Source organism: Pandoraea communis, from assembly GCF_902459745.1.
Lineage (GTDB): Bacteria > Pseudomonadota > Gammaproteobacteria > Burkholderiales > Burkholderiaceae > Pandoraea > Pandoraea communis.
The window spans coordinates 14,150-32,759 of the sequence record NZ_CABPSJ010000001.1 but is presented as its reverse complement, the minus strand read 5'-3'; the positions used below and the strand labels follow the sequence as shown (position 1 = coordinate 32,759).

Genomic DNA, 18,610 nt, shown 5'->3' with positions numbered 1-18,610 from the left:
GCCGTCGACGCGGGGTGCCCGGGATGCCGCTGTGTAGTGAAGCGTTCAGGTCGGAAGGTGGCGTGTGTCTCCTATCAGCGAAGGAATAGCGTCGACGTGTCGCGCAGACGGCGGCTCGTCGACGGTTGCGGATGTCGCACGGGCGTGCCCGATATGACCGCGCAGCGTCATCACGATCTGGGCGAAGTCAGACGTGTAGGTCACATCGATCGGGCGTGGGCGCGGCAAGTCGACCTGCTGGCGTAGCAGGAAGCGCCCAGGGCTGGCGCTCATGACGTAGACGGTGTCGGCCAGAAACACCGACTCGCGAAGATCGTGCGTCACCAGAATCACGTTGAAGCGCCGCTTCTGCCATAGGTCGCGCAGGATGCACCACAGCTCCTCACGCGTGAATGCGTCGAGCGCACCGAAGGGCTCGTCGAGCAGCAGCAACGACGGTTCGTGAATCAGCGCACGGCAGATACTGACGCGCTGCTGCATACCTCCCGATAGCTGCCACGGATATTTGTCCTCGTAGCCGGCAAGCCCCACGTCGGCCAGCAATCGCTGCGCGCGCGCAGCGTATTCGTCGCGGCGTTTGCGAAAGTCATGGCGATATGGCGCCACGATCTCAAGCGGTAGCAAAACGTTTTCGAGCGTCGTGCGCCACGGCAGCAACGACGGCGACTGAAATGCCATGCCCGAAATTTTTAGCGGACCGTCGAGTCGGCGGCCGTCGATATGGATCTCGCCCAACGACGGCGAGCGCAAGCCGGTGGCGAGCTTCATGAACGTGGACTTGCCGCAACCCGAAGGCCCAACGATAGCGACGAATTCGCCCCGTGCGATCTTCAGATCGATGCCTTCGACGGCGAATTTTCGCTGGCGCATCAGGCGCTCGTCGTAGGCCAGCCATACGTTGCGAAAGTCGATGAAATGCTCATGTTCAGGCGCTTCGGCAAGCGCCGGCGAGGCGACTCGATCCAGCGGGACGGCGTTTTTCAGCGTATTCATGATCGATGGGGACTCCTTCATTCAAACGACGGCGTGCCGTCAAGGCACTTCAGGGCGTGTTTTGCGACCTCGACGTCCTGCTCGCCCGTACCTGAGCCCACGCCGATGCCGCCAATGACATGGCCGAACACCACGATTGGCAAGCCACCGAGCAGATGAGTCACACAGCCGTCGGTCGCAAGCGCAAGCTTGATGTCCAGTCCTGGTGTCGCGTTGCCGGTCGGTGCCCGGTTCGAGGCAGCGGTCATCGCCTTGCGGATGGCCGACTGCTCCGAAAGCACCTTCGCGCCATCCATGCGCAGGAACGCCATCAGACGGCACCCATCGTCCACCACGGCGATGCACTGCGGTTGCCCCATGGCCTGTGCATGCGCGACTGCGGCGGTAACGATCGCTTGGGCGCCGGCGTGGGTGAGCTTGAGTCGCTCAACGAAATTCGACATGATCTGGTCCTCAAACAGAGCGGATATTGCCGCCGTCACAGCGCATCAGGCTGCCCGTGATATAGCTGGCCGGCTCGCTTGCTACAAACGCTGCCAATGCCCCAAATTCGGCCGTCGTACCGTACCGTCCCATGGGTATCGTCGCGGTGGAACGGGCCCGGGCTTCCTCCGCCGTGATCCTCTCCTTGTCGGCCACGGCCGCATCCGTCAGTCGCACCCGCTCCGTATCGATGCGACCCGGCACCAGTACGTTGACGGTGACGCCCTCGCGTGCCACTTCCTGCGACAACGTCTTCGACCAGGTCACGAGCGCATTGCGCAACGCGTTCGAAATACCGAGGATCGGAATCGGTTGCACGACACCACTCGAGACAACCGTCATGACCCGTCCCCAGCCGCGTTTTCGCATGGCGGGGAGGAGGGCGTCCGTCACGGTGATCACCGAGAGCACCATCTCCTGGAAGCTGTCGTTCCAATCGCTGGCGCTGCGCCCCGAGGCACCGCCGTATCCCGGGCCGCCCGTGTTGTTGACGAGGATGTCGATGTCGCCGAACGTCTCGACGATCTCAGCCGCGAAGGCGGGTAGTGTTGAGACGCGCGTGAGGTCGACGGTGCGGCCTTCAACGCGTTGCTGGCTGTTGCCGCCACGGTCGAATGCAATCGCCCTCAGTTCGTCAACGGCCTCGCCCAGTCGCGTAGCATCGCGTCCGGTGACGACGACGCTCGCGCCTTCCGCCACGAGTGCGCGCGCAATACCGAGGCCGATGCCTCGGTTGCCGCCGAGTACGAGGGCACGTTTGCCGATAATGCCTAGTTCCATGATGCAGCTCCTTTCGCGGGACGATAGCGTTCGAGGAAGTGACCGTGGCCTGCGTGGCCGAGCAGCTCGCCCTCGTGCACGACGACTTCGCCGCGCGAGATGACAGTGACCGGCCAGCCGCAAATCTCGCGACCTTCGTAAGGGGTGTAGTCGACGTTGTGATGCAGCATGTCGTTGGTAATCGTCACGCGCCGCGCCGGGTCCCAGATGGCGATATCGGCATCCGAACCCACGGCGATCGTGCCCTTGCGGGGGTGCAGGCCGTACAACTTCGCGGAATTGGTCGAGTTGAGCGCGACGAAGCGATTCAGGTCGATGCGGCCGGTCATCACGCCTTCCGAGAAAAGCAGTGGCCCGCGCGTTTCCAGGCCCGGAATGCCGTTAGCGACTCGCCGGAACGAGACTTTCGGTCCGTACATCAGCTTGCCCGACGGATCGAAGCGATACGGCGCGTGGTCCGACGAAAAAATGTCGAATAAACCGTCCTCGATTCCCTGCCAGACATGCGTCTGATTGACGGGGTCGCGCGGCGGAGGGCTGCACATGCACATCGCGCCGCGAAAGTCGGGCTGATCGAGGTCGTCCGTACTCAGGAACAGGTATTGAGGACACGTCTCGGCGTAGATCCGGATGCCTCTCGCGCGTGCACGCCGGATTTCTTCGATGGCCTCTCGCCCGGAAACATGGACGATGAGCATCTCGGCCTGCGCGACTTCGGAGAGTGTGATGGCCCGATGGGTCGCTTCGCGTTCGATGGCCATGGGGCGCGAGTCTTCATGGAATTTCGGAGCGAGCTTTCCCTCCGCTTCCAGACGATCGGTGAGCCACGAAATGCATTCGTAGTTCTCCGCGTGAATCATCGTCAGGGCCCCGGCCCGTCGATTGCAGTCGAGAACGTCGAGAATCTGCCGGTCCGACAGGCGCATCGCTTCATAGGTCATATAGACCTTGACTGACGCGTGCCCGCGAGCGATCAACATCGGAAGCTCGTCGGAGAGGACTTCCGGGCGCGGGTCGGAGACGATCAGGTGGAACCCGTAGTCGATGAACGCCCGGGCATTGGCGCGTTGGTGATAATCGGCCACTGCGGCCACGAGCGATTGTCCGCGATGCTGGACGGCGAAGGGGATGATCGTCGTATTGCCGCCAAATGCGGCCGACAGGCTGCCGGAGTGAAAGTCGTCCGCCATCAGTGCGCCGCCGGACGCCAGACCCTGCGCACGCGGCTGATCCAGATGGCAATGGGCGTCGATACCTCCGGGCAGAACAAGCCGGTCACGGGCATCGAGCATTTGTCGTCCCCGCAGGTCCTGGCCTAGCGCGGCGATCTTGCCGTTCCGGATGCCGACGTCGCAAAGCGCGGTGTCGCTGGCCGTGGCGACCGTGCCGCCATGGATGACGGTATCGAACAAGTCGATGGAGTGTGCTGACATCATGTGGCCGAGAGCAGGCCGCCGTCTCGCTGCGACCAGAAGGTGGTGCGCCGTTCGATCAGCGCAAACAGGGCGTAGAGCACCACACCCATGACGGAAGTGACAGCCAGACCGCCGAAGACAAGCGGCGTGTCGAAGTTCGATGTGGCCGACATCATGAGGAAGCCGATGCCATGGCGGGACGCGACCGTCTCGGAGATGATCGTGCCGACGAAAGCGAGCGTGATGGCCACCTTGAGCGATGCAAAGAAGTACGGCATCGATCGAGGCATGCCCACCTTCGCAAGAATGTCGCGTCGCGTCGCGCCCAGCGCACGCAGCACGTCGAGCAGCTCCGGTTCGACGGTGGCGAGGCCGGTGGCCATGTTCACGGCGATCGGAAAGAACGACACCATGAACGCCGTGAGCACAGCCGGAATCGTGCCCGCGCCAAACCAGATCACGAAGACCGGCACGACGGCTACCTTGGGCACGCTATTGAACGCTACCAGTACCGGAAAAAGACCGCGGTAGATCAGACGCGACGAGCCGATGGCCACCCCGATGACGAGCCCGGCGGCCACCGCCAGAGCGAAGCCGATCAGCGTGGAGAGCAGGGTGAAGCCTGCGTTTTCCAGGATCGGCCCCGACCATTTGGCGATCGATGCGGCCACGGCCGACGGACTGGGCAGCAGAAATGTCGGGATCGAGAACAGGCGGCAGGTGATTTCCCAGATAACCAGGATGCCGGTTACGAAACACCACGGCATGGCGCCTTCGAGCATGCGAGCACGGGCGTTCATGGCAGACGGCGCACAGCGGCGGCAGGCAGGAACGTGTCGGTGAAGACGTTGCCAGGTGGCACTTCCGCGGGCAGCTCGAACGCCTTGGTCAGCAAGACGACCGACTTCTGAAAGCGTGGTGCGCGCACACCGCCCAGGCCGTCGGCCTTCGACTCGGCGGTTTCCATCTGGTGGGAGATGATCCAGCGCAACTTGGCCAGTTCGAGAGTCTCGTCAGTCATCGGCGCATATTTCTTGAGCGCGGCAATGGCGGCGGCCGGATCGGCGATGGCGTCGCGCCAGCCCTTGGCCGATGCTGCAACGAAATGCCTGACGACATCCGGTTGTGTATCCAGCATCTTTTTCGACGCAAGAATGGCGTTGCCGTAAAGGTCGAGGCCGGCGTCCGAGTAGTAGAGCAGCTTGATATCGGTGGGCTTGATGCCTTGTCGGGTGAGATTGAAATACATGGTCGAGTCGAAGCCGAGGATCGCATCGACATCACCCTTGAGCAGCATGGCTTCGCGCAGGCGCAGGTCGCCGTACTCCCATTTGACCGAGCCCACGGGCACGCCCGTTACCTGGGCGTAGGCGGGAAACAACTTGTAGGCGCCGTCCGTCAGCGCGCCACCAATCTTCTTGCCTGCGAGATCGCCGGGCTTGTTGACCCCGGTCTTGGCGAAGCTCGCGATCGCCAACGGCGAGCGGTAGTACAGCATGTAGACCGCCTTGCCGGCGCTGGCCGGGTTGCGCGCGGCGAAATCGAGCAGGACGTTGACGTCCGCGAAGCCGAAATCGTAGGCACCGGACCCGATGCGCGTCACGGCCTCCCCCGATCCACCCGACGGGTCCATGACGACGGTAAGTCCCTCTGCCGCAAAGTAGCCTTTTTCCTGGGCCAAAAAGAAGGCCGCGTTGCTACCGTCGAAGGGAGCGTTGAGCGATAGCTTGACTGTGGTGGCGGGTTGCCCGGCCGCCTGACCTAGCAATCCGAAGTAAATAAGCATCGCTGTGAAGATTGCAGCGATTACCTTGGAAATCAAAGATGGGAGTACGTCGATTCGACGCGGGTGCAGACCCCGATTGAGGTAGTGGTTTTTTCCGTGTTTCAGGATGGTGCGCATGCGGGCTCTCCTTTGGATATCGGCTGACAGCCCCAGCAACGCAATTAATGTGCCAATTGTTGCTCGCTATTTTGATATTTTTTTTGGGTCAATTTTTTATTAAAATTGCGCACAATTGCAGCGGCTAATCAAAGAGACGGAAATGGCACGAAAAGGTACGGGGAAATCGATTGAAAATGCGCAGGACAAATTGACGCCAGGCGCAACGGATGCCAAATCGTTGTATCGGACTTTTATCGATGCGATCGTCGACCAGCGCTTGCTTCCCGGCACCCGGCTAAATGAGTTGGCAATGAGCAAGCTGTTCGATGTATCACGTCGGGAGATGGGGCACTTGTTTACGCGACTCGAGTGTGAGGGGCTCGTGGTGCCGATTCAGAACCGAGGGGCTTTCGTGGCGTCGCCAGACGCGCAGGAGGCGCGCGCCATCTTCGGAGCGCGCAAATCAATCGAGGCCGGCATCGTCGAACTGGCGGCCACTCGAGCCTCTGGCGCCGACTTCAAGGTTCTGGAAAAATCCATTGCCGACGAGGACGCATTGCGCCGTGCGGGGCGGATGCGCGAGGCGATCAAGGAGTCGGGCCGCTTTCACCTGTTGCTGGCCGATATCGCCGGCAACGCGATCCTCGCGGACCTGGTCAAGCAATTGGTCGCGCGCACGTCGCTGGTCACGAGCCTGTACGACAACGCCAGCGGCATGAGTTGCTGGCATGACGATCACGGCAAGCTGATCGGACACCTCAGGGCCCGTCGCACGAAGCGTGCCATCGACACCATGCGCCAGCATCTGGACGACCTGGAAGCCAGCCTGGATTTGAGCGTCAAAATTGGCTCAAAGGCAGATTTGCGCACAATTTTCGGCTTGCCGTCCGAGCAGCCGAAGAAGTGACGCCGGTGCCAACGGGAGCGCTTCGAGGCCCCACAGCAGTGCATGGCGACCTGTCGCTGGAGATTTCATGCACAAACTTGGTTGGCTTCCACCGCTCCGACAGCGAGGCGCCGGCCCAGACGCGCCTCCCGCGATCTTTTCGAGCAGCACCGCAAGCTTCGGCGAGAGGGCGTTTGGTCGAAAGCTCAACACCAGCCTGCAGTTCGTCCACCTCGCTTGGGCCTGTCATTAATTTCGTGTTTAAGGCATAACATGTCGCTAAGGAGTGACTATGCCTCGCAAACCGAAACCCCCACCGGCAGAGCCGCCGACGATCCCCGCCGAGCTGCTTGAGCAGTTCGGCAACGGCCCGCGACGCCATCAATGCCGCATCGTTGGCCTCCAGGAAAGCGTTGATCGAGCGAGCGCTGGGCGGCGAGATGAACCACCATCTCGGCTACCCATCGGGCAAGGCCAAACCGGCCAGCGTGACGAACCAGCGCAACGGCCGTGGCGCCAAGACGGTCCTGACAGAGGACGGACCGATCCGCATCGAGGTGCCGCGCGACCGCGACGGCAGCTTCGAGTCGCTGTTGATTCCCAAACACGAGCGACGCTTCACGGGCTTTGACGACAAGATCATCGCCATGTATGCCCGTGGCATGACCGTACGTGAAATTCAGGGTTTCGTACTGGAGCAGTACGGCATGGAAGTCTCGCCCGAATTCATCAGTTCGGTCACCGATGAGGTGATGAGTGAAGTCACCGCCCGGTAGTCCCGGCCGCTCGAACCGATGTACCCGGTCGTGTTCTTCGACGCGATGCGTGTGAAGATTCGCGAGGATGCCGTTGTACGCAACAAGGCGGTTTATCTGGCGCTACGCAGCATCGCGGCTGATTGGGACCGCGCAGCCAAGGACTGGAAGACAGCAATGAAACAACTCGCTATCCTTTACGCGGATCGATTCGTTCGACCGTCCGTGTGACTCTCAACCCGCCTTGAACACGGAAATTCTGACAACCCCGAATTCCCATCCGACCGGCGACGCGGATATCGATCAAGCACTGGCGCAGATTGTGGCGACGGGGGAAAATCCAAGGCGTTTGCGCATGCTCTACTTTTTCAAACTGCTGAAGAACGACTCGGCAACCGCGTTATCCCAACAATTTGAGTCGCTTCCTTGTGCATGTGACTCGCTATGCTAAAGTCGTCGCTCTCGCATGCAATTTATACGGCTATGAATGATGTGGTCAGTGGACGGTACCCTGACTGGGAGTTGCTCGAAAGTTGGGTGGCCGTTGTCGAAGCCGGGTCTATCTCCGACGCCGCCAAGCGCCTGCGCATTTCGCAGGCAGGCGTGTCGCAGCGCGTGAAGGCCATCGAGTCGATGCTCGATACGGTGTTGCTTGACCGCTCGACACGTCCGGCGCGTCCTAACGCTGCGGGGCAGCGCCTCTTCGAACATGCGACCGCCATCTTGCAAAGCGCCGACCAGATGGTGGAAAGCGTGCGTAATGTCACGCGCGCCAAACGGGTCGTCGTGCGACTTGGCGCCGTCGATTCATTCGCTGCCACCGTGGGGCCCATCATCATCAAGGCGCTCACCGGAACGTCGCAGCAGATCAGGCTTTGGTCCGGCATCACGCCGACGCTCGACGCCTTGCTCGACGCGCGCCAACTCGACATGGCCGTCACCACGACGGGGGTGAGCAGCACGCCCGGCGTGCGTCGACAGAAACTGTTCTCCGAGCCCTACTATGTGGTGCTGCCCAAGGAGGCAGCGCTCGATCGTTTCACCTCGCTGACCGAACTCAGCCGCCATCTGCGCTTCATTCGCTACAGCGCACGCTCGGTGATCGGGCAGCATGTCGACGCCTATCTGATGGCCCACACCGACAACATCGAGCGGACGTGCGAGTTCGACGCCACTGACCCGATGCTGAGTCTCGTAGCAGCGGGTCTTGGCTTTGCAATCACCACGCCGCTGTGCATTTGGCAGTCGCGCCATTTCGTGCCCGAACTCCGGGTAGTGCCGCTGTCGGACTTCTCGCGCCACGGCCGTCCGTACGAGCCGTTGTCGCGCACGTTCTATCTAAGTTCCCGCGAGAACGAACTCGGCAACATGCCGAATGAAATGCACGACTTGCTATGCCGCGCCTATGAGAAGCAGGTGGCGAAGGATATCGCGCAGGCGCTTTCGCTCAACCCAGACCATGTGTTCTCGTTCGGACTGGCGAGCGACTGATATAACCGAAGCCCGACCTAGAACATAAGCGCGCCTTAAGTAAGGCGCCTCTTTTTTTGTGCGGCTTACGCTTGACGCCATCGCACACCAATCCCTGAATCGCCCATTGCTTCAGGGTTTCCCTTGGTTTCAATGTGGAGTCAGCGTGGATCAATGCCTACAAGGCGGCCATGTGGTGTGACATTGCGGTTGAGCTTTATGGCACCTTCAGCTCGGAGCGCGGCTTCGGCTCATTGCACTTCGACGAGACGCTCAAGTACAAGGGGGGCGCTCAAGGTCGACATCACGCGTCAGATCAAACGACCGGCGCATTGCGCAAGACACGATGCGGCGGGCAGGTACGGCTCGACCTCGCCATCGTCTCCCGAGCCACGTGTATCGTCGCTTGACTGAGCGTGGCGTAACGACTGTTATCAACGTAGATCGCAAACTTTACCGGATGGCTGAAATCATGTCTGAATCCGTATTCCACTTCCAGCAGGGCACCGTGCCGCTGCTGATTTCGATACCTCACCTCGGCACTGAAATTCCTGCTGCGATCGCCGCGCAGTTGCAGCCGCACGCGCTGGAGGTGGCCGACACCGATTGGCACCTCGACCGTCTGTACGATTTCGCCCAACGCATGGGCGCGTCGGTACTCGGCGCGAAATACTCGCGCTATGTCGTCGATCTGAACCGTCCGTCGACGGGGGAGAGTCTTTATCCGGGCCAGACGACGACTGGCCTGTACCCGATGGAGACGTTCCGTGGTGAGCCGCTCTACCGAAATGGCTCGGAACCGGACACTGCCGAACAAGCCATGCGACTCCAGACGTATTGGCAGCCGTATCACGCAAAACTGGAAGCAGAGATCGCGCGGCTGAAGTCGGAATTTGGATCGGTATTGCTGTGGGAGGCGCACTCGATTGCAAGTGTGCTGCCGCGCCTGTTCGAGGGCAAGTTGCCGGACCTGAACCTGGGGACCAATTCCGGCGCGAGCTGCGACGCGAGAGTGCTCGATGCGGTGACCGCGACGTTGGGCGAGCAGCCTTACACCTGGGTGGCCAATGGCCGCTTCAAGGGGGGCTACATCACGCGCAGCTTTGGCCGGCCGGAGCAGGGCGTGCATGCGATTCAACTGGAGATGTGCCAGTCGACGTATATGAACGAAAGCTCACCGTTCGCCTATCGTCCCGACCTCGCGGACGGCGTGCGTCCGGTGGTCGAACGCATGATGCAGGCTGCGTTGGATGCGCTCAAGGCGGTGTGAGCGGTCGTGTCCGGGTGCTTCCCTTGAGCGCCACGTTCCGCATGATGGCCTCTTCAAATGAAATACACCCTGCCGCGTTACCGCGTACAGGGTGAGGGGCCATCTCATTAACGCCGACGCGCTAGCCTCGGCGTTTTTGTTGGCATCGCATCCCGATGAACCTCACACCGACTGCGTCAGCGCCGGCACGACCTCAAACAGATCGCCGACAAGCCCGTAGTCGGCCACGCTGAAAATCGGTGCGTCGGCATCTTTGTTCACGGCCACGATCACCTTGGAGTCTTTCATCCCCGCCAGATGTTGTATTGCGCCCGAAATGCCCACGGCGATGTACAACTCCGGTGCGACGATCTTGCCTGTCTGACCCACCTGATAATCATTCGGCGCAAACCCAGAATCCACCGCAGCGCGTGACGCACCAATCGCCGCACCAAGTTTTTCCGCCAGCGGATCAAGTATCGCGAAGTTCTCCGCACTACCCAGCCCACGCCCCCCCGACACCACAACGCGTGCCGCTGTCAGTTCCGGACGGTCGCTTTTTACCACCTCGCGCTTCACAAAACGCGAGGTACCCGCGTCAGGTACTGCCACCACCGTCTCGATCGTGGCCGTCCCCCCCTCCGGGCGAGCGGCATCGAAAGCCGTCGTTCGCACCGTCGCCACGATCACGGCGTCGGACGACTGCACTGTCGCCATCGCATTGCCTGCATAAATAGGACGTTTGAACGTGTCCGGTGCCTCGACCGCAACGATCTCGGAAATCTGCGAAGCATCGAGCTTCGCGGCCACACGCGGCGCCACATTCTTGCCTGCCGCCGTGGCGGAAAACAAGATGTGCGAATACCCCCTCGCCAATGCGATCACCTGCGCGGCCACGTTTTCGGCCAAGCCTTCGGCGAGCTGCGGCGCATCGGCGACCAGCACCTTCTCGACACCCTCGATGCGTGCCACCGCGTCGGTCACAGCCTGTGTGTCCAAGCCCGCGACGAGTACATGCACCGGCCCGCCGATCTTGCGCGCAGCGCCGACGGTATGCAGCGTCGCGCCCTTGAGTTGCGTGTTGTCGTGTTCAGCTATTACCAGCGTTGTCATTCAGATCACCTTCGCTTCGTTCTGCAGTTTATCGATCAACGTCGCCACATCGGGCACCATCACCCCGGCTTTTCGCCCCGCCGGTTCTTCAACGCGCAACGTCTTCAGTCGAGGCGACGGATCGACACCCAGCGCGTCAGCCGTCACCACGTCGAGCGGCTTCTTCTTTGCCTTCATGATGTTGGGCAACGTCACATAGCGTGGCTCATTCAGACGTAAATCCGTCGTGATGATCGCCGGCAACTTCAGCGAGATAACTTCCAGACCACCGTCGACCTCACGCGTAACCGTCGCCCAGCCGCCTTCGATCTGGATATCGCTGGCGAACGTGGCCTGTGGCCAATCGAGCAGGGCGGCGAGCAATTGCCCGGTCTGCCCCGCATCGTCATCAATGGCCTGTTTGCCGAGAATCACGAGTTGCGGCTGTTCTTTCTCGACGACGGCCTTGAGCAACTTGGCGACCGCGAGCGGTTGCAGCTCAGCATCGGTGTCGACCAGCACCGCGCGATCAGCACCGATCGCCAGCGCGGTGCGTAGCGTCTCCTGGCTCTGCGCCGTACCGCAAGACACCGCGACGACTTCGGTCGCCACGTTAGCTTCCTTCAGACGCGTGGCCGCTTCCACGGCGATCTCGTCAAACGGGTTCATCGACATCTTCACGTTGCCGATATCGACCCCGCTCTGGTCGGACTTCACGCGGACTTTGACGTTGTAGTCAACCACGCGCTTGACTGCCGTAATTATTTTCATCAGAGATTCCTCATTACAAAGTCTTCCACGGACGGCGCCACAGCGCCGTTTCCGAATTCATGGGGATTTTGCGGTTCGTCGGCGTGGCCTGGCGTTTCACCGCTCAAGCTAATGGCTCGATCACGACCACCGCACACGGCATGGCGTCTTCAAGCGCGCTCGACGTCACCGTGCATGTGAGGGGCGATGCATCGGCGTCGAGCGTTACGAACGTACGGGGAGGCATCATGCAACGCTCGCCTGCGCGACGAATCTCGCATTTGCCGTCGCCGGAGAACACGACCAGGACGCTACCGATGCGCGGCACAAACTCGGCAAGGGTTTCGGGGGCCAATGTCTCGACGCGCGCCAGCCAACGGGTGCGATCGACCATGACATTCAAGGCCTGGCAAGCGCCGTCGACGAGCGAGGCTTCCCATACCGGCTCGCCGTCATACTGCGCGGGCGCACCGGGGGCGAGCACGACCGTATCGCTGCCATTGCGAAGCACGATGCCACGACCCGCGACGATCAACGAATGACGGACTACACCGTCAAAACGCGAATAGGGACCATCCTGGGTAATCTCGGCAAGGCTCACCCGCCACTGGCAACGCAAGCCGTCGTGCGCGGCGAGTGTCCGGGTCACCCCCCCGCCATTCTTCCAGGGTTCCGCGCTCACCCGATCGAGCGCGATGACGTTGTGCGACGCGATCATGGCGTGCGCTATCCGATCAGGACACCGCGCCGAGGCCGTACTTGCCGGTCAGCAGCTTGCCGGTGTGGAAGCGTTCGATCGAGTACGGCGCAAGCGACACGTCGGTCGGCATGCCGAGCGCTTCCTGCGCGAGGATGCGGCCAACCGTCGGCGAGAGCTTAAAGCCGTGGCCCGAGAAGCCGTAACCGACGACAAGTCCCTCGATTCCCGGGAGTTTGCCCAGTACCGGATTCCAGTCCGGCGTGACGTCATAGACGCCGGTCCACGACGACGCAATGCCCGACGCTTCGTAGGCCGGGAAACGCTCTGCGACCTGGGCGCCCACTTCGACGACATAGTCCATCGGGATGTCGCCCTGTTCGACCTGAGCGGCGGCAAGGCTTTCGCCCACGACACCCTCGCTCACGAGCATCTGACTGCCACCGTAGCTACGGCAGTAGAGCATGCCCGGCGACGCCAGATCCTTGAACACCGGCATCGAGAAGGTGTACTTGGCGACGTCGCATTCGAGCGCGAGCACCGCGTGGCGCTCCGGTGTCACCGGCAGTTCGCGTCCGGTCCAGCCGGCGAGTTCCGGCGTCCAGATGTTCTGCGCGCTGATGACCATCGACGTCTTGAAGTCGCCGATCGACGTGGAAACGCCAACGACCTTGCCGTTCTCGATCAGCACGCGATTGACCTCGGCATTCTCGCGAATTGTCACGCCGCCGCGGCGTGCTGCACGGGCGAAGCTGGTCGCCACAAGATAGGCGTCGGCAAAACCGGCTTCCGGCTCGTAGCCGATCAGTGCGGCGTCGTCGAACTGTGCGATGGGTAGCAGTTCGCGTGCCTGAGCCTGAGACAGGGTCTCCAGCGGGATGCCTTGTTCGCGCTGTTGGTCGAGTGAGGCGCGCAGCGGTTCGAGCTTGTCACCTTCAGGCGCGACGATCATGTAGCCGCACTTGACCATGCCGCACGAGGCTTCGTCGTCGCCGAGATACTCGGCGAAGTTGTTGAAGACTTGCCAGGAGTGACGCGCAAGCTCGACGTTCTCCTTGACGGAGTAATGCGTGCGCAGAATTCCCGAGGACTGAGACGTCGTGCCGGCGCCAATGGTGCCGCGATCGAGCACGAGCACGTTTTTTGCGCCGAACTTGGCGAGGTGAAATGCCACTGAGCTACCGATCACGCCAGCGCCGATGACAACGACATCGTATGTATTCACGGTTCTGCCTTTCCGAATGCGAGGTTTACGAATGGATAGTCGAAGTCTCGTACAGCCGAAAAGACATACCTTCAATATAAGTGCGGGCGATTTTTAGTAGAACTGTCGGCTAAGTTACCCCTGGAATGGCCCGGGATTCCGAACAGAATGCCCGGTCCAATCGCTCGTGGTGGCGTGCGGTAACGCCAATACCGTTGAGATCAAGCGCGGGTGTGAGGTTGTGCCGCGTCAGGAAAAGGCTCATTCGAGGAAATTCCGCAGGCGATTGACCCTGCCCCAAGATCGCTCAATCCACCGACGCCCACGCACGAACCAAGAGGCGATTTGGGTCGGAGAATTCGGTCCGCGAGTGCAACATATGGTGATTGGCTACGACGAGAACGTCCCCAGGCTTCAGAAGGATGGATGTTTTCGATTGCGCATGGCGGGTCGCAATGTCAGCGACGAGTTTTTTCGTGTGGGCGTCGTCGCTCTGCCGGGAGATGTAGTTGGTGCTGTATCGATAGATTGAACGTGCGGCGTCGTATATGGGGCATTGGATGGGCATGACCTCGCGCGTGGCCTCCTCCTGATGTTTCGGCTTTGACTTGAACACGTAGGGGCGAGTCTCCAGCAACTGACGGACGTCGGTATCGACGTTGTCATGAATCTGACGAAAATCGGACACTTCAGTAGCGCCGTCATTATTCTGGGACGCCCGGATACAGTAAAGGAAAAGGTATTTCGGCGGCGCCTCCAGATCGTGCCCGTCGGTATGTGGCCCTATGGAGGCCGATCCTTTGGAGTAGTACGTCTGCATTCTTGAGTCGTCCCTGGCAACGTCGAACATGATATTCCCGTCGTATTGAGGGGTAGGGCGGCCAAGACGTTGAATAAGGTTCAGATATTCGGCCCGATTGCGAACGCCATTAAACACGGCATATCCCCGCGCGGGCAATGCGTTGTAAGGATCGTGCTGTTGCGTCATGATCGATTTCTCTCAGGAGTTGGGCGACTGGCTTCGTCTTCTCGATGCACGGGTTGCGAAGTGTTGTGACACACAAATACTCTGGTACGAGACACGCTTGCGTCTCGACATCGTTGCGGCACGATGTTCGGTCAGCGCTCAAGAAATGGCAGCTTGCCGGTGCTGGCTCGCCAGGCGGAGGCCTCGGGCAACGCCTCGATGGGGTGTGAGGCGACCGGCCAGGATTGCGCCAATTCAGCATTGATCGTTAGGAAAACTCTCTCGTGTTCGGCCAGGCTGTCGGCCTGCCGGATTGCGTCGACGGGGCACACGCTGACACATACGCCGCAGTCGATGCAGGATCGGGGATCGATACACATGAAGTTCGGACCTTCATGAAAACACTCGACCGGGCAAGCTGCCACACAGTCCGCATAACGGCATTTGATACATGCCTCCGTGACCACGTGCGTCATTGACTTTCTCCGGAAAGTGAGTGTGTCGGGGAATGAAAAAACCGGATTGGCAATGGGAAGAAGTTTAGCTATCCGATGTTGTCTATCAAGCGAACATATTTGCTTTGCCGTTGACTATCGGTTAACTGGTTGCCGACCGTGATTCTCCCCTCGATACTCCGCCCTGCACGCATTGCGTTCGACGGTTCGTGTTTCGCGCCGGAATGCACTGAAAATCCACGCTTCAGGAGAGGTCGACATGTCGGTATGCATTATTGGCGGCGGTTTGGCTGGGATAGCGCTATCCATCAATCTGAAGATGTCAGACCTGGACGAGGAGGTTGTTCTGGTCACCGATGCCAGGCCAAGCAATACGCGAGTGGCTGGCCAACGGTTTCGGAATCGCGTTGCCCATCAGACGGGTGATCGGGTAGAGCAACTCGAGAAATTGTTTGCAGACCGAAACGGCGGTGTCGTGACAGATGCCATGAAGCGCTTCGCCCTATTGTCTGTCTCGGAACTGTCACGATGGCTGTCGCTTAACCCTGCCGATCATGGCATTGACCTGCCGCCGCTCGACTTCGATGACGAACCCACGTGGTTCGGGCCGCAGCTGGGACGGCCGAATGAATGGGGGAACGCCCGCGGATTCGCGTTGATGCAATGGCTTTCCGAGCTTGCGAAGGGACTCGGCGTACGCACGGTGCAAGGGACCGTGACGCGACTGTCCCGCCAGGCAGATATCATCGAGCATGTCACGGTGCAGACGAAACAGCCGGATGGTTCCATTGGGCGAAACCTGCTGCGTGCCGATACCTATGTCCTGGCCGGGGGGAATCCGGGGGGCGCCCTGTTTCAATCGACGAACGTCGAGATCCGGCACAGTCCGCATGAACTTGCTTGGGAGGCCGGCCTTTCGCTCACGGACCTTGACCTCACGATGTTCCACATCCTGGGAAACTGCGATCGCGCCGGTGCTGCACGCGTCGGATGCTTCGAGACCGACGTGCTCGATCAGGCCACGATTTATCTTCGCAGTGCGAGCGGACACTTCGATGTCCTCGACGAGGAAACCACACATCTGCTGGCACAACATCAGGCGCACTATCAGTTTGCCGAGATATCGAAGCGATTTATCCGGCATGGCGGGGTGGTGCGGATTGTGTTCCCCGATCAGACAGAGAAGCTGGGTCGTGTGTCGCATCACTACAGCCACATGGGGATCGAGACACATGACGGCTTCACGGTCGCGGGCATGCGCAACCTGTTTGCCGTCGGCGATGCCGCCGGCACCGGCTACTGGTGCGGACACAAGGTCCGATTTCCGGGGGTAGCGCTGGTCAACTGTATCGTTGGCGCAGCACTCGTCAATGACGCGGTTGCGCGCCGAGCCGCCGCAACGCGCGCCATTGAATGGGAGGCGGTGACTGTTGATTCCCGAAACAGCGGTCCTGCCGAAAGCGCGATGGGGGGCCGGAATTTGAAGGAAATCAATACGTCAGGCCTCTTCGATTTTGCATTCGGATCAGACCCCGAAGCCGGAACCTTGGCGTGGGCCGACGCGCTGACAACTGTCTGGAAGCGCACCGATGGCGTCAATCCCTTGCTGGAGATCAGTCTCGCGTGCGCGTTTGCGTGTCACGACGTAGCCTCGGGGGGCTGGCCGCAGGCGGCCATAGGACGTTCCGATCTGGTCGAGAGAGTTCATCTTCATTACGACGCGAGCTTCGCCTGATCTCGTGGGCGGCCTCGGTTGCGCGCACGGCGCTTTCTCGACAGGTGCTGTACTCGAAGCCAACGCTCGCGGCGAAAGGCGCGGGATAGTGCCCGTCCCACCACTATTCGCGTTTCAGGAAAAGTGATTTTCCACTTCAGATCGTGTGTCGCGAGCGAGGTGCACCGTAAGATGCTCCGACGACCTTTGGAACGTACCTGAACGCGCGGCGTTCGACCTCTGCAACCACGATCCACCTCGTGTCCCGCGGCAGGGGCTTTGTTTCCGATGCGCTCGTCGATCAGGGCCGGGATTTACTGGAAAACGGGAAAGCCGATTTACAAAGGATGGAAGTTACTACATGACCACGCAATCGAACCACGGACTGGATGTCGAACTTAAACCTCTGCGAGATGCAATCGATGTGCTCGACGACAGGATCATTGCATTGCTGGCAGAACGGTTCGTGCATGTACGGGAAGTGGCGAAAGTGAAGGCCAGACTTCGCGCGCCAGTCCTGGCGGATGCCAGATTCCAGCAGATCAAGGCAAGGCTCCGTGCTGCCGCGACAAGCCACGGGATTGACGCAGGCATGGTCGAAGCCATTTACCAGGCGATCCATGTCGGCGCATGTCAGTTGGAACAGGAAGTCGTGGCCGCGCAACGTGTGGATATAAGCGGCGGCACGCAATGATCTACCCCACCGCTCGCATGATGATCGAACGCCCATGTCCAATCTGACCTCACAAACGGTCCTGAGCGTGCATCACTGGACAAGCACATTATTCAGCTTTACGTGTACGCGCGATCCGGCATTCCGCTTCGAGAGCGGGCAGTTCACCATGGTGGGCCTCGAAGTCGACGGAAAACCGCTGATCCGCGCCTACAGTCTTGTGAGTGCGCATTACGAAGCCTGTCTGGAGTTCCTCAGCATCAAGGTGAAGGACGGTCCGCTGACGTCGCGCTTGAAGCATCTGAGGGTCGGCGACCAGGTGTTGATCGGCAAAAGGCCCGTCGGTACGCTGGTGGCCGACAGTCTTTTGCCCGCCAGGACCTTGTGGCTGATTTCCACGGGCACCGGTCTCGCACCCTTCATTTCGATCATCAAGGATCCGCAGACCTACGACCGGTACGAGCGCATCGTGCTTACGCATACGTGCCGCTTCGTCGACGAATTGGCTTACAGGGAATTCATCACGGATCATTTGCCCGCACACGAGCATTTGGGCGAGGTCGTCAGGGAGAAGCTGCTGTACTTCCCTAGTGTGACACGTGAGACTTTCAAGAATCGGGGCCGCATTACGGAACTGATCAAGACCGGGAAGCTCTTCAGCGACCTTGGCGTGCCGAGTTTCTCGCCGGACGCCGACCGCGTGATGCTGTGCGGCAGTCCCGAGATGCTGCGTGATACCCGTTATCTGCTCGACGATCTGGGCTTCAAGGAGGGTAACAATAGCGCGCCGGGTCATTACGTAGTGGAAAAGGCTTTCGCCGGCTAACACGGGCGCCGGGCTCTGCGCCGCCCGTGCAGAACGGCCCGGTGCGGTGCGCCGTCCCGCGCCGGAAGCCATCATTTCTCCCGCTTCCGGACGAACAGTCCCTCTCCCGAGGGGAAGCATCGTCCGGGGAATGTCGATCTGTAATATTCCGAAATTATTCTCGCCGGAGAAAAAATCGATTTCCCGGTTGCACGTTTTTTGCGCTCATTTCTTGGATTAGAGTTGGTGCCGCGAAGTCCCGATGTCGCTGTTGTGAAAACGAAACTCACAGAAAACAACGCGACGCCGACAGCATTCTCAACATGCTTCGATATGA

Annotated in this window: 19 protein-coding genes and 1 pseudogene; 8 read left to right on the top strand and 12 right to left on the bottom strand. The window is 60.5% G+C overall.

All coding sequences use genetic code 11. From position 1 onward, the window contains the following. Positions 1–45: 45 nt before the first annotated feature. The 6 genes from PCO31110_RS00165 to PCO31110_RS00140 all read right to left on the bottom strand — a co-directional run bounded on the left by PCO31110_RS00165 (position 46) and on the right by PCO31110_RS00140 (position 5,574). The gene (locus PCO31110_RS00165) at positions 46–870 is read right to left on the bottom strand and encodes an ABC transporter ATP-binding protein (protein ID WP_370855811.1); all 825 of its coding nucleotides are present in this window, start codon (positions 868–870) and stop codon (positions 46–48) included. Between the two features lie 140 nt (positions 871–1,010). Further along, entirely contained in the window at positions 1,011–1,436 is a 426-nt protein-coding gene (locus PCO31110_RS00160; RefSeq protein ID WP_010805781.1) for a GlcG/HbpS family heme-binding protein, read from the bottom strand. A gap of 10 nt (positions 1,437–1,446) precedes the next feature. After that, positions 1,447–2,256 carry an SDR family oxidoreductase gene (locus PCO31110_RS00155; RefSeq protein ID WP_010805782.1) on the bottom strand — a complete coding sequence of 270 codons (810 nt, stop codon included), beginning with the start codon at positions 2,254–2,256 and terminating at the stop codon, positions 1,447–1,449. Next, entirely contained in the window at positions 2,247–3,689 is a 1,443-nt protein-coding gene (hydA, locus tag PCO31110_RS00150; RefSeq protein WP_370855810.1) for a dihydropyrimidinase, read from the bottom strand. The genes PCO31110_RS00155 and hydA overlap by 10 nt, the downstream gene beginning before the upstream one ends. Then, positions 3,689–4,471, bottom strand: a complete 783-nt coding sequence (locus tag PCO31110_RS00145; RefSeq protein ID WP_036663389.1) for an ABC transporter permease — start codon at positions 4,469–4,471, stop codon at positions 3,689–3,691. Before PCO31110_RS00145 ends, hydA begins: the two co-directional genes overlap by 1 nt. Next, positions 4,468–5,574, bottom strand: coding sequence for an ABC transporter substrate-binding protein (locus tag PCO31110_RS00140; RefSeq protein WP_150689343.1), 1,107 nt, complete (start codon positions 5,572–5,574; stop codon positions 4,468–4,470). Before PCO31110_RS00140 ends, PCO31110_RS00145 begins: the two co-directional genes overlap by 4 nt. A 142-nt stretch (positions 5,575–5,716) precedes the next feature. On the opposite strand from PCO31110_RS00140, the gene PCO31110_RS00135 reads away from it, so the two are divergent. The 5 genes and pseudogenes from PCO31110_RS00135 to hutG all read left to right on the top strand — a co-directional run bounded on the left by PCO31110_RS00135 (position 5,717) and on the right by hutG (position 9,937). Continuing rightward, entirely contained in the window at positions 5,717–6,463 is a 747-nt protein-coding gene (locus PCO31110_RS00135) for a GntR family transcriptional regulator (RefSeq protein ID WP_150689342.1), read from the top strand. 271 nt (positions 6,464–6,734) lie between these two features. Beyond that, a pseudogene (locus PCO31110_RS00130) lies at positions 6,735–7,386 on the top strand (transposase); the annotation flags it as partial. A 294-nt stretch (positions 7,387–7,680) separates the two neighbouring features. Then, entirely contained in the window at positions 7,681–8,688 is a 1,008-nt protein-coding gene (locus tag PCO31110_RS00125; RefSeq protein ID WP_036663574.1) for a LysR family transcriptional regulator, read from the top strand. Positions 8,689–8,858: 170 nt separating this feature from the next. After that, the gene (locus PCO31110_RS00120) at positions 8,859–9,077 is read left to right on the top strand and encodes a hypothetical protein (protein ID WP_150689341.1); all 219 of its coding nucleotides are present in this window, start codon (positions 8,859–8,861) and stop codon (positions 9,075–9,077) included. 62 nt (positions 9,078–9,139) lie between these two features. Beyond that, positions 9,140–9,937 carry an N-formylglutamate deformylase gene (hutG, locus tag PCO31110_RS00115; RefSeq protein WP_150689340.1) on the top strand — a complete coding sequence of 266 codons (798 nt, stop codon included), beginning with the start codon at positions 9,140–9,142 and terminating at the stop codon, positions 9,935–9,937. Between the two features lie 162 nt (positions 9,938–10,099). On the opposite strand, the gene PCO31110_RS00110 is transcribed toward hutG, so the two are convergent. The 6 genes from PCO31110_RS00110 to PCO31110_RS00085 all read right to left on the bottom strand — a co-directional run bounded on the left by PCO31110_RS00110 (position 10,100) and on the right by PCO31110_RS00085 (position 15,102). Next, positions 10,100–11,029: an electron transfer flavoprotein subunit alpha/FixB family protein gene (locus PCO31110_RS00110; RefSeq protein ID WP_010805795.1), complete on the bottom strand. Its 930-nt coding sequence runs from the start codon at positions 11,027–11,029 to the stop codon at positions 10,100–10,102. Further along, entirely contained in the window at positions 11,030–11,779 is a 750-nt protein-coding gene (locus tag PCO31110_RS00105) for an electron transfer flavoprotein subunit beta/FixA family protein (protein WP_010805796.1), read from the bottom strand. Positions 11,780–11,882: 103 nt separating this feature from the next. After that, complete coding sequence (locus PCO31110_RS00100) at positions 11,883–12,476, bottom strand: HutD/Ves family protein (RefSeq protein WP_010805797.1); 594 nt, start codon at positions 12,474–12,476, stop codon at positions 11,883–11,885. A gap of 16 nt (positions 12,477–12,492) precedes the next feature. Further along, a complete protein-coding gene (locus PCO31110_RS00095) occupies positions 12,493–13,680 on the bottom strand; it encodes an NAD(P)/FAD-dependent oxidoreductase (protein ID WP_010805798.1) in 1,188 nt (395 codons plus the stop codon). Between the two features lie 286 nt (positions 13,681–13,966). Then, positions 13,967–14,647 carry a TauD/TfdA family dioxygenase gene (locus PCO31110_RS00090; RefSeq protein WP_010805799.1) on the bottom strand — a complete coding sequence of 227 codons (681 nt, stop codon included), beginning with the start codon at positions 14,645–14,647 and terminating at the stop codon, positions 13,967–13,969. A 131-nt stretch (positions 14,648–14,778) separates the two neighbouring features. Beyond that, positions 14,779–15,102, bottom strand: coding sequence for a ferredoxin family protein (locus PCO31110_RS00085; RefSeq protein ID WP_010805800.1), 324 nt, complete (start codon positions 15,100–15,102; stop codon positions 14,779–14,781). A 238-nt stretch (positions 15,103–15,340) separates the two neighbouring features. Here PCO31110_RS00085 and PCO31110_RS00080 point away from each other — a divergent pair, with 238 nt between their 5' ends. From PCO31110_RS00080 to PCO31110_RS00070, 3 genes are all read left to right on the top strand, one after another. After that, positions 15,341–16,816, top strand: coding sequence for an FAD-binding oxidoreductase/lyase (locus tag PCO31110_RS00080; RefSeq protein WP_150689339.1), 1,476 nt, complete (start codon positions 15,341–15,343; stop codon positions 16,814–16,816). 340 nt (positions 16,817–17,156) lie between these two features. Further along, a complete protein-coding gene (locus PCO31110_RS00075) occupies positions 17,157–17,489 on the top strand; it encodes a chorismate mutase (RefSeq protein WP_010805802.1) in 333 nt (110 codons plus the stop codon). A 34-nt stretch (positions 17,490–17,523) separates the two neighbouring features. After that, positions 17,524–18,294, top strand: a complete 771-nt coding sequence (locus PCO31110_RS00070) for a ferredoxin--NADP reductase (protein WP_010805803.1) — start codon at positions 17,524–17,526, stop codon at positions 18,292–18,294. Positions 18,295–18,610: the final 316 nt, after the last annotated feature.

Excerpts from the sequence above, each read along its gene's own strand:
- PCO31110_RS00070 (WP_010805803.1), top strand. The coding sequence starts at position 17,524 with ATGTCCAATCTGACCTCACAAACGGTCCTGAGCGTGCATCACTGGACA.
- hydA (WP_370855810.1), bottom strand. The coding sequence starts at position 3,689 with ATGTCAGCACACTCCATCGACTTGTTCGATACCGTCATCCATGGCGGC.
- PCO31110_RS00110 (WP_010805795.1), bottom strand. The coding sequence starts at position 11,029 with ATGACAACGCTGGTAATAGCTGAACACGACAACACGCAACTCAAGGGC.
- PCO31110_RS00125 (WP_036663574.1), top strand. The coding sequence starts at position 7,681 with ATGAATGATGTGGTCAGTGGACGGTACCCTGACTGGGAGTTGCTCGAA.
- PCO31110_RS00105 (WP_010805796.1), bottom strand. The coding sequence starts at position 11,779 with ATGAAAATAATTACGGCAGTCAAGCGCGTGGTTGACTACAACGTCAAA.
- PCO31110_RS00160 (WP_010805781.1), bottom strand. The coding sequence starts at position 1,436 with ATGTCGAATTTCGTTGAGCGACTCAAGCTCACCCACGCCGGCGCCCAA.
- PCO31110_RS00100 (WP_010805797.1), bottom strand. The coding sequence starts at position 12,476 with ATGATCGCGTCGCACAACGTCATCGCGCTCGATCGGGTGAGCGCGGAA.
- PCO31110_RS00120 (WP_150689341.1), top strand. The coding sequence starts at position 8,859 with ATGTGGTGTGACATTGCGGTTGAGCTTTATGGCACCTTCAGCTCGGAG.
- PCO31110_RS00155 (WP_010805782.1), bottom strand. The coding sequence starts at position 2,256 with ATGGAACTAGGCATTATCGGCAAACGTGCCCTCGTACTCGGCGGCAAC.
- PCO31110_RS00075 (WP_010805802.1), top strand. The coding sequence starts at position 17,157 with ATGACCACGCAATCGAACCACGGACTGGATGTCGAACTTAAACCTCTG.
- PCO31110_RS00090 (WP_010805799.1), bottom strand. The coding sequence starts at position 14,647 with ATGACGCAACAGCACGATCCTTACAACGCATTGCCCGCGCGGGGATAT.
- PCO31110_RS00145 (WP_036663389.1), bottom strand. The coding sequence starts at position 4,471 with ATGAACGCCCGTGCTCGCATGCTCGAAGGCGCCATGCCGTGGTGTTTC.
- PCO31110_RS00165 (WP_370855811.1), bottom strand. The coding sequence starts at position 870 with ATGCGCCAGCGAAAATTCGCCGTCGAAGGCATCGATCTGAAGATCGCA.
- hutG (WP_150689340.1), top strand. The coding sequence starts at position 9,140 with ATGTCTGAATCCGTATTCCACTTCCAGCAGGGCACCGTGCCGCTGCTG.
- PCO31110_RS00080 (WP_150689339.1), top strand. The coding sequence starts at position 15,341 with ATGTCGGTATGCATTATTGGCGGCGGTTTGGCTGGGATAGCGCTATCC.
- PCO31110_RS00135 (WP_150689342.1), top strand. The coding sequence starts at position 5,717 with ATGGCACGAAAAGGTACGGGGAAATCGATTGAAAATGCGCAGGACAAA.
- PCO31110_RS00140 (WP_150689343.1), bottom strand. The coding sequence starts at position 5,574 with ATGCGCACCATCCTGAAACACGGAAAAAACCACTACCTCAATCGGGGT.
- PCO31110_RS00085 (WP_010805800.1), bottom strand. The coding sequence starts at position 15,102 with ATGACGCACGTGGTCACGGAGGCATGTATCAAATGCCGTTATGCGGAC.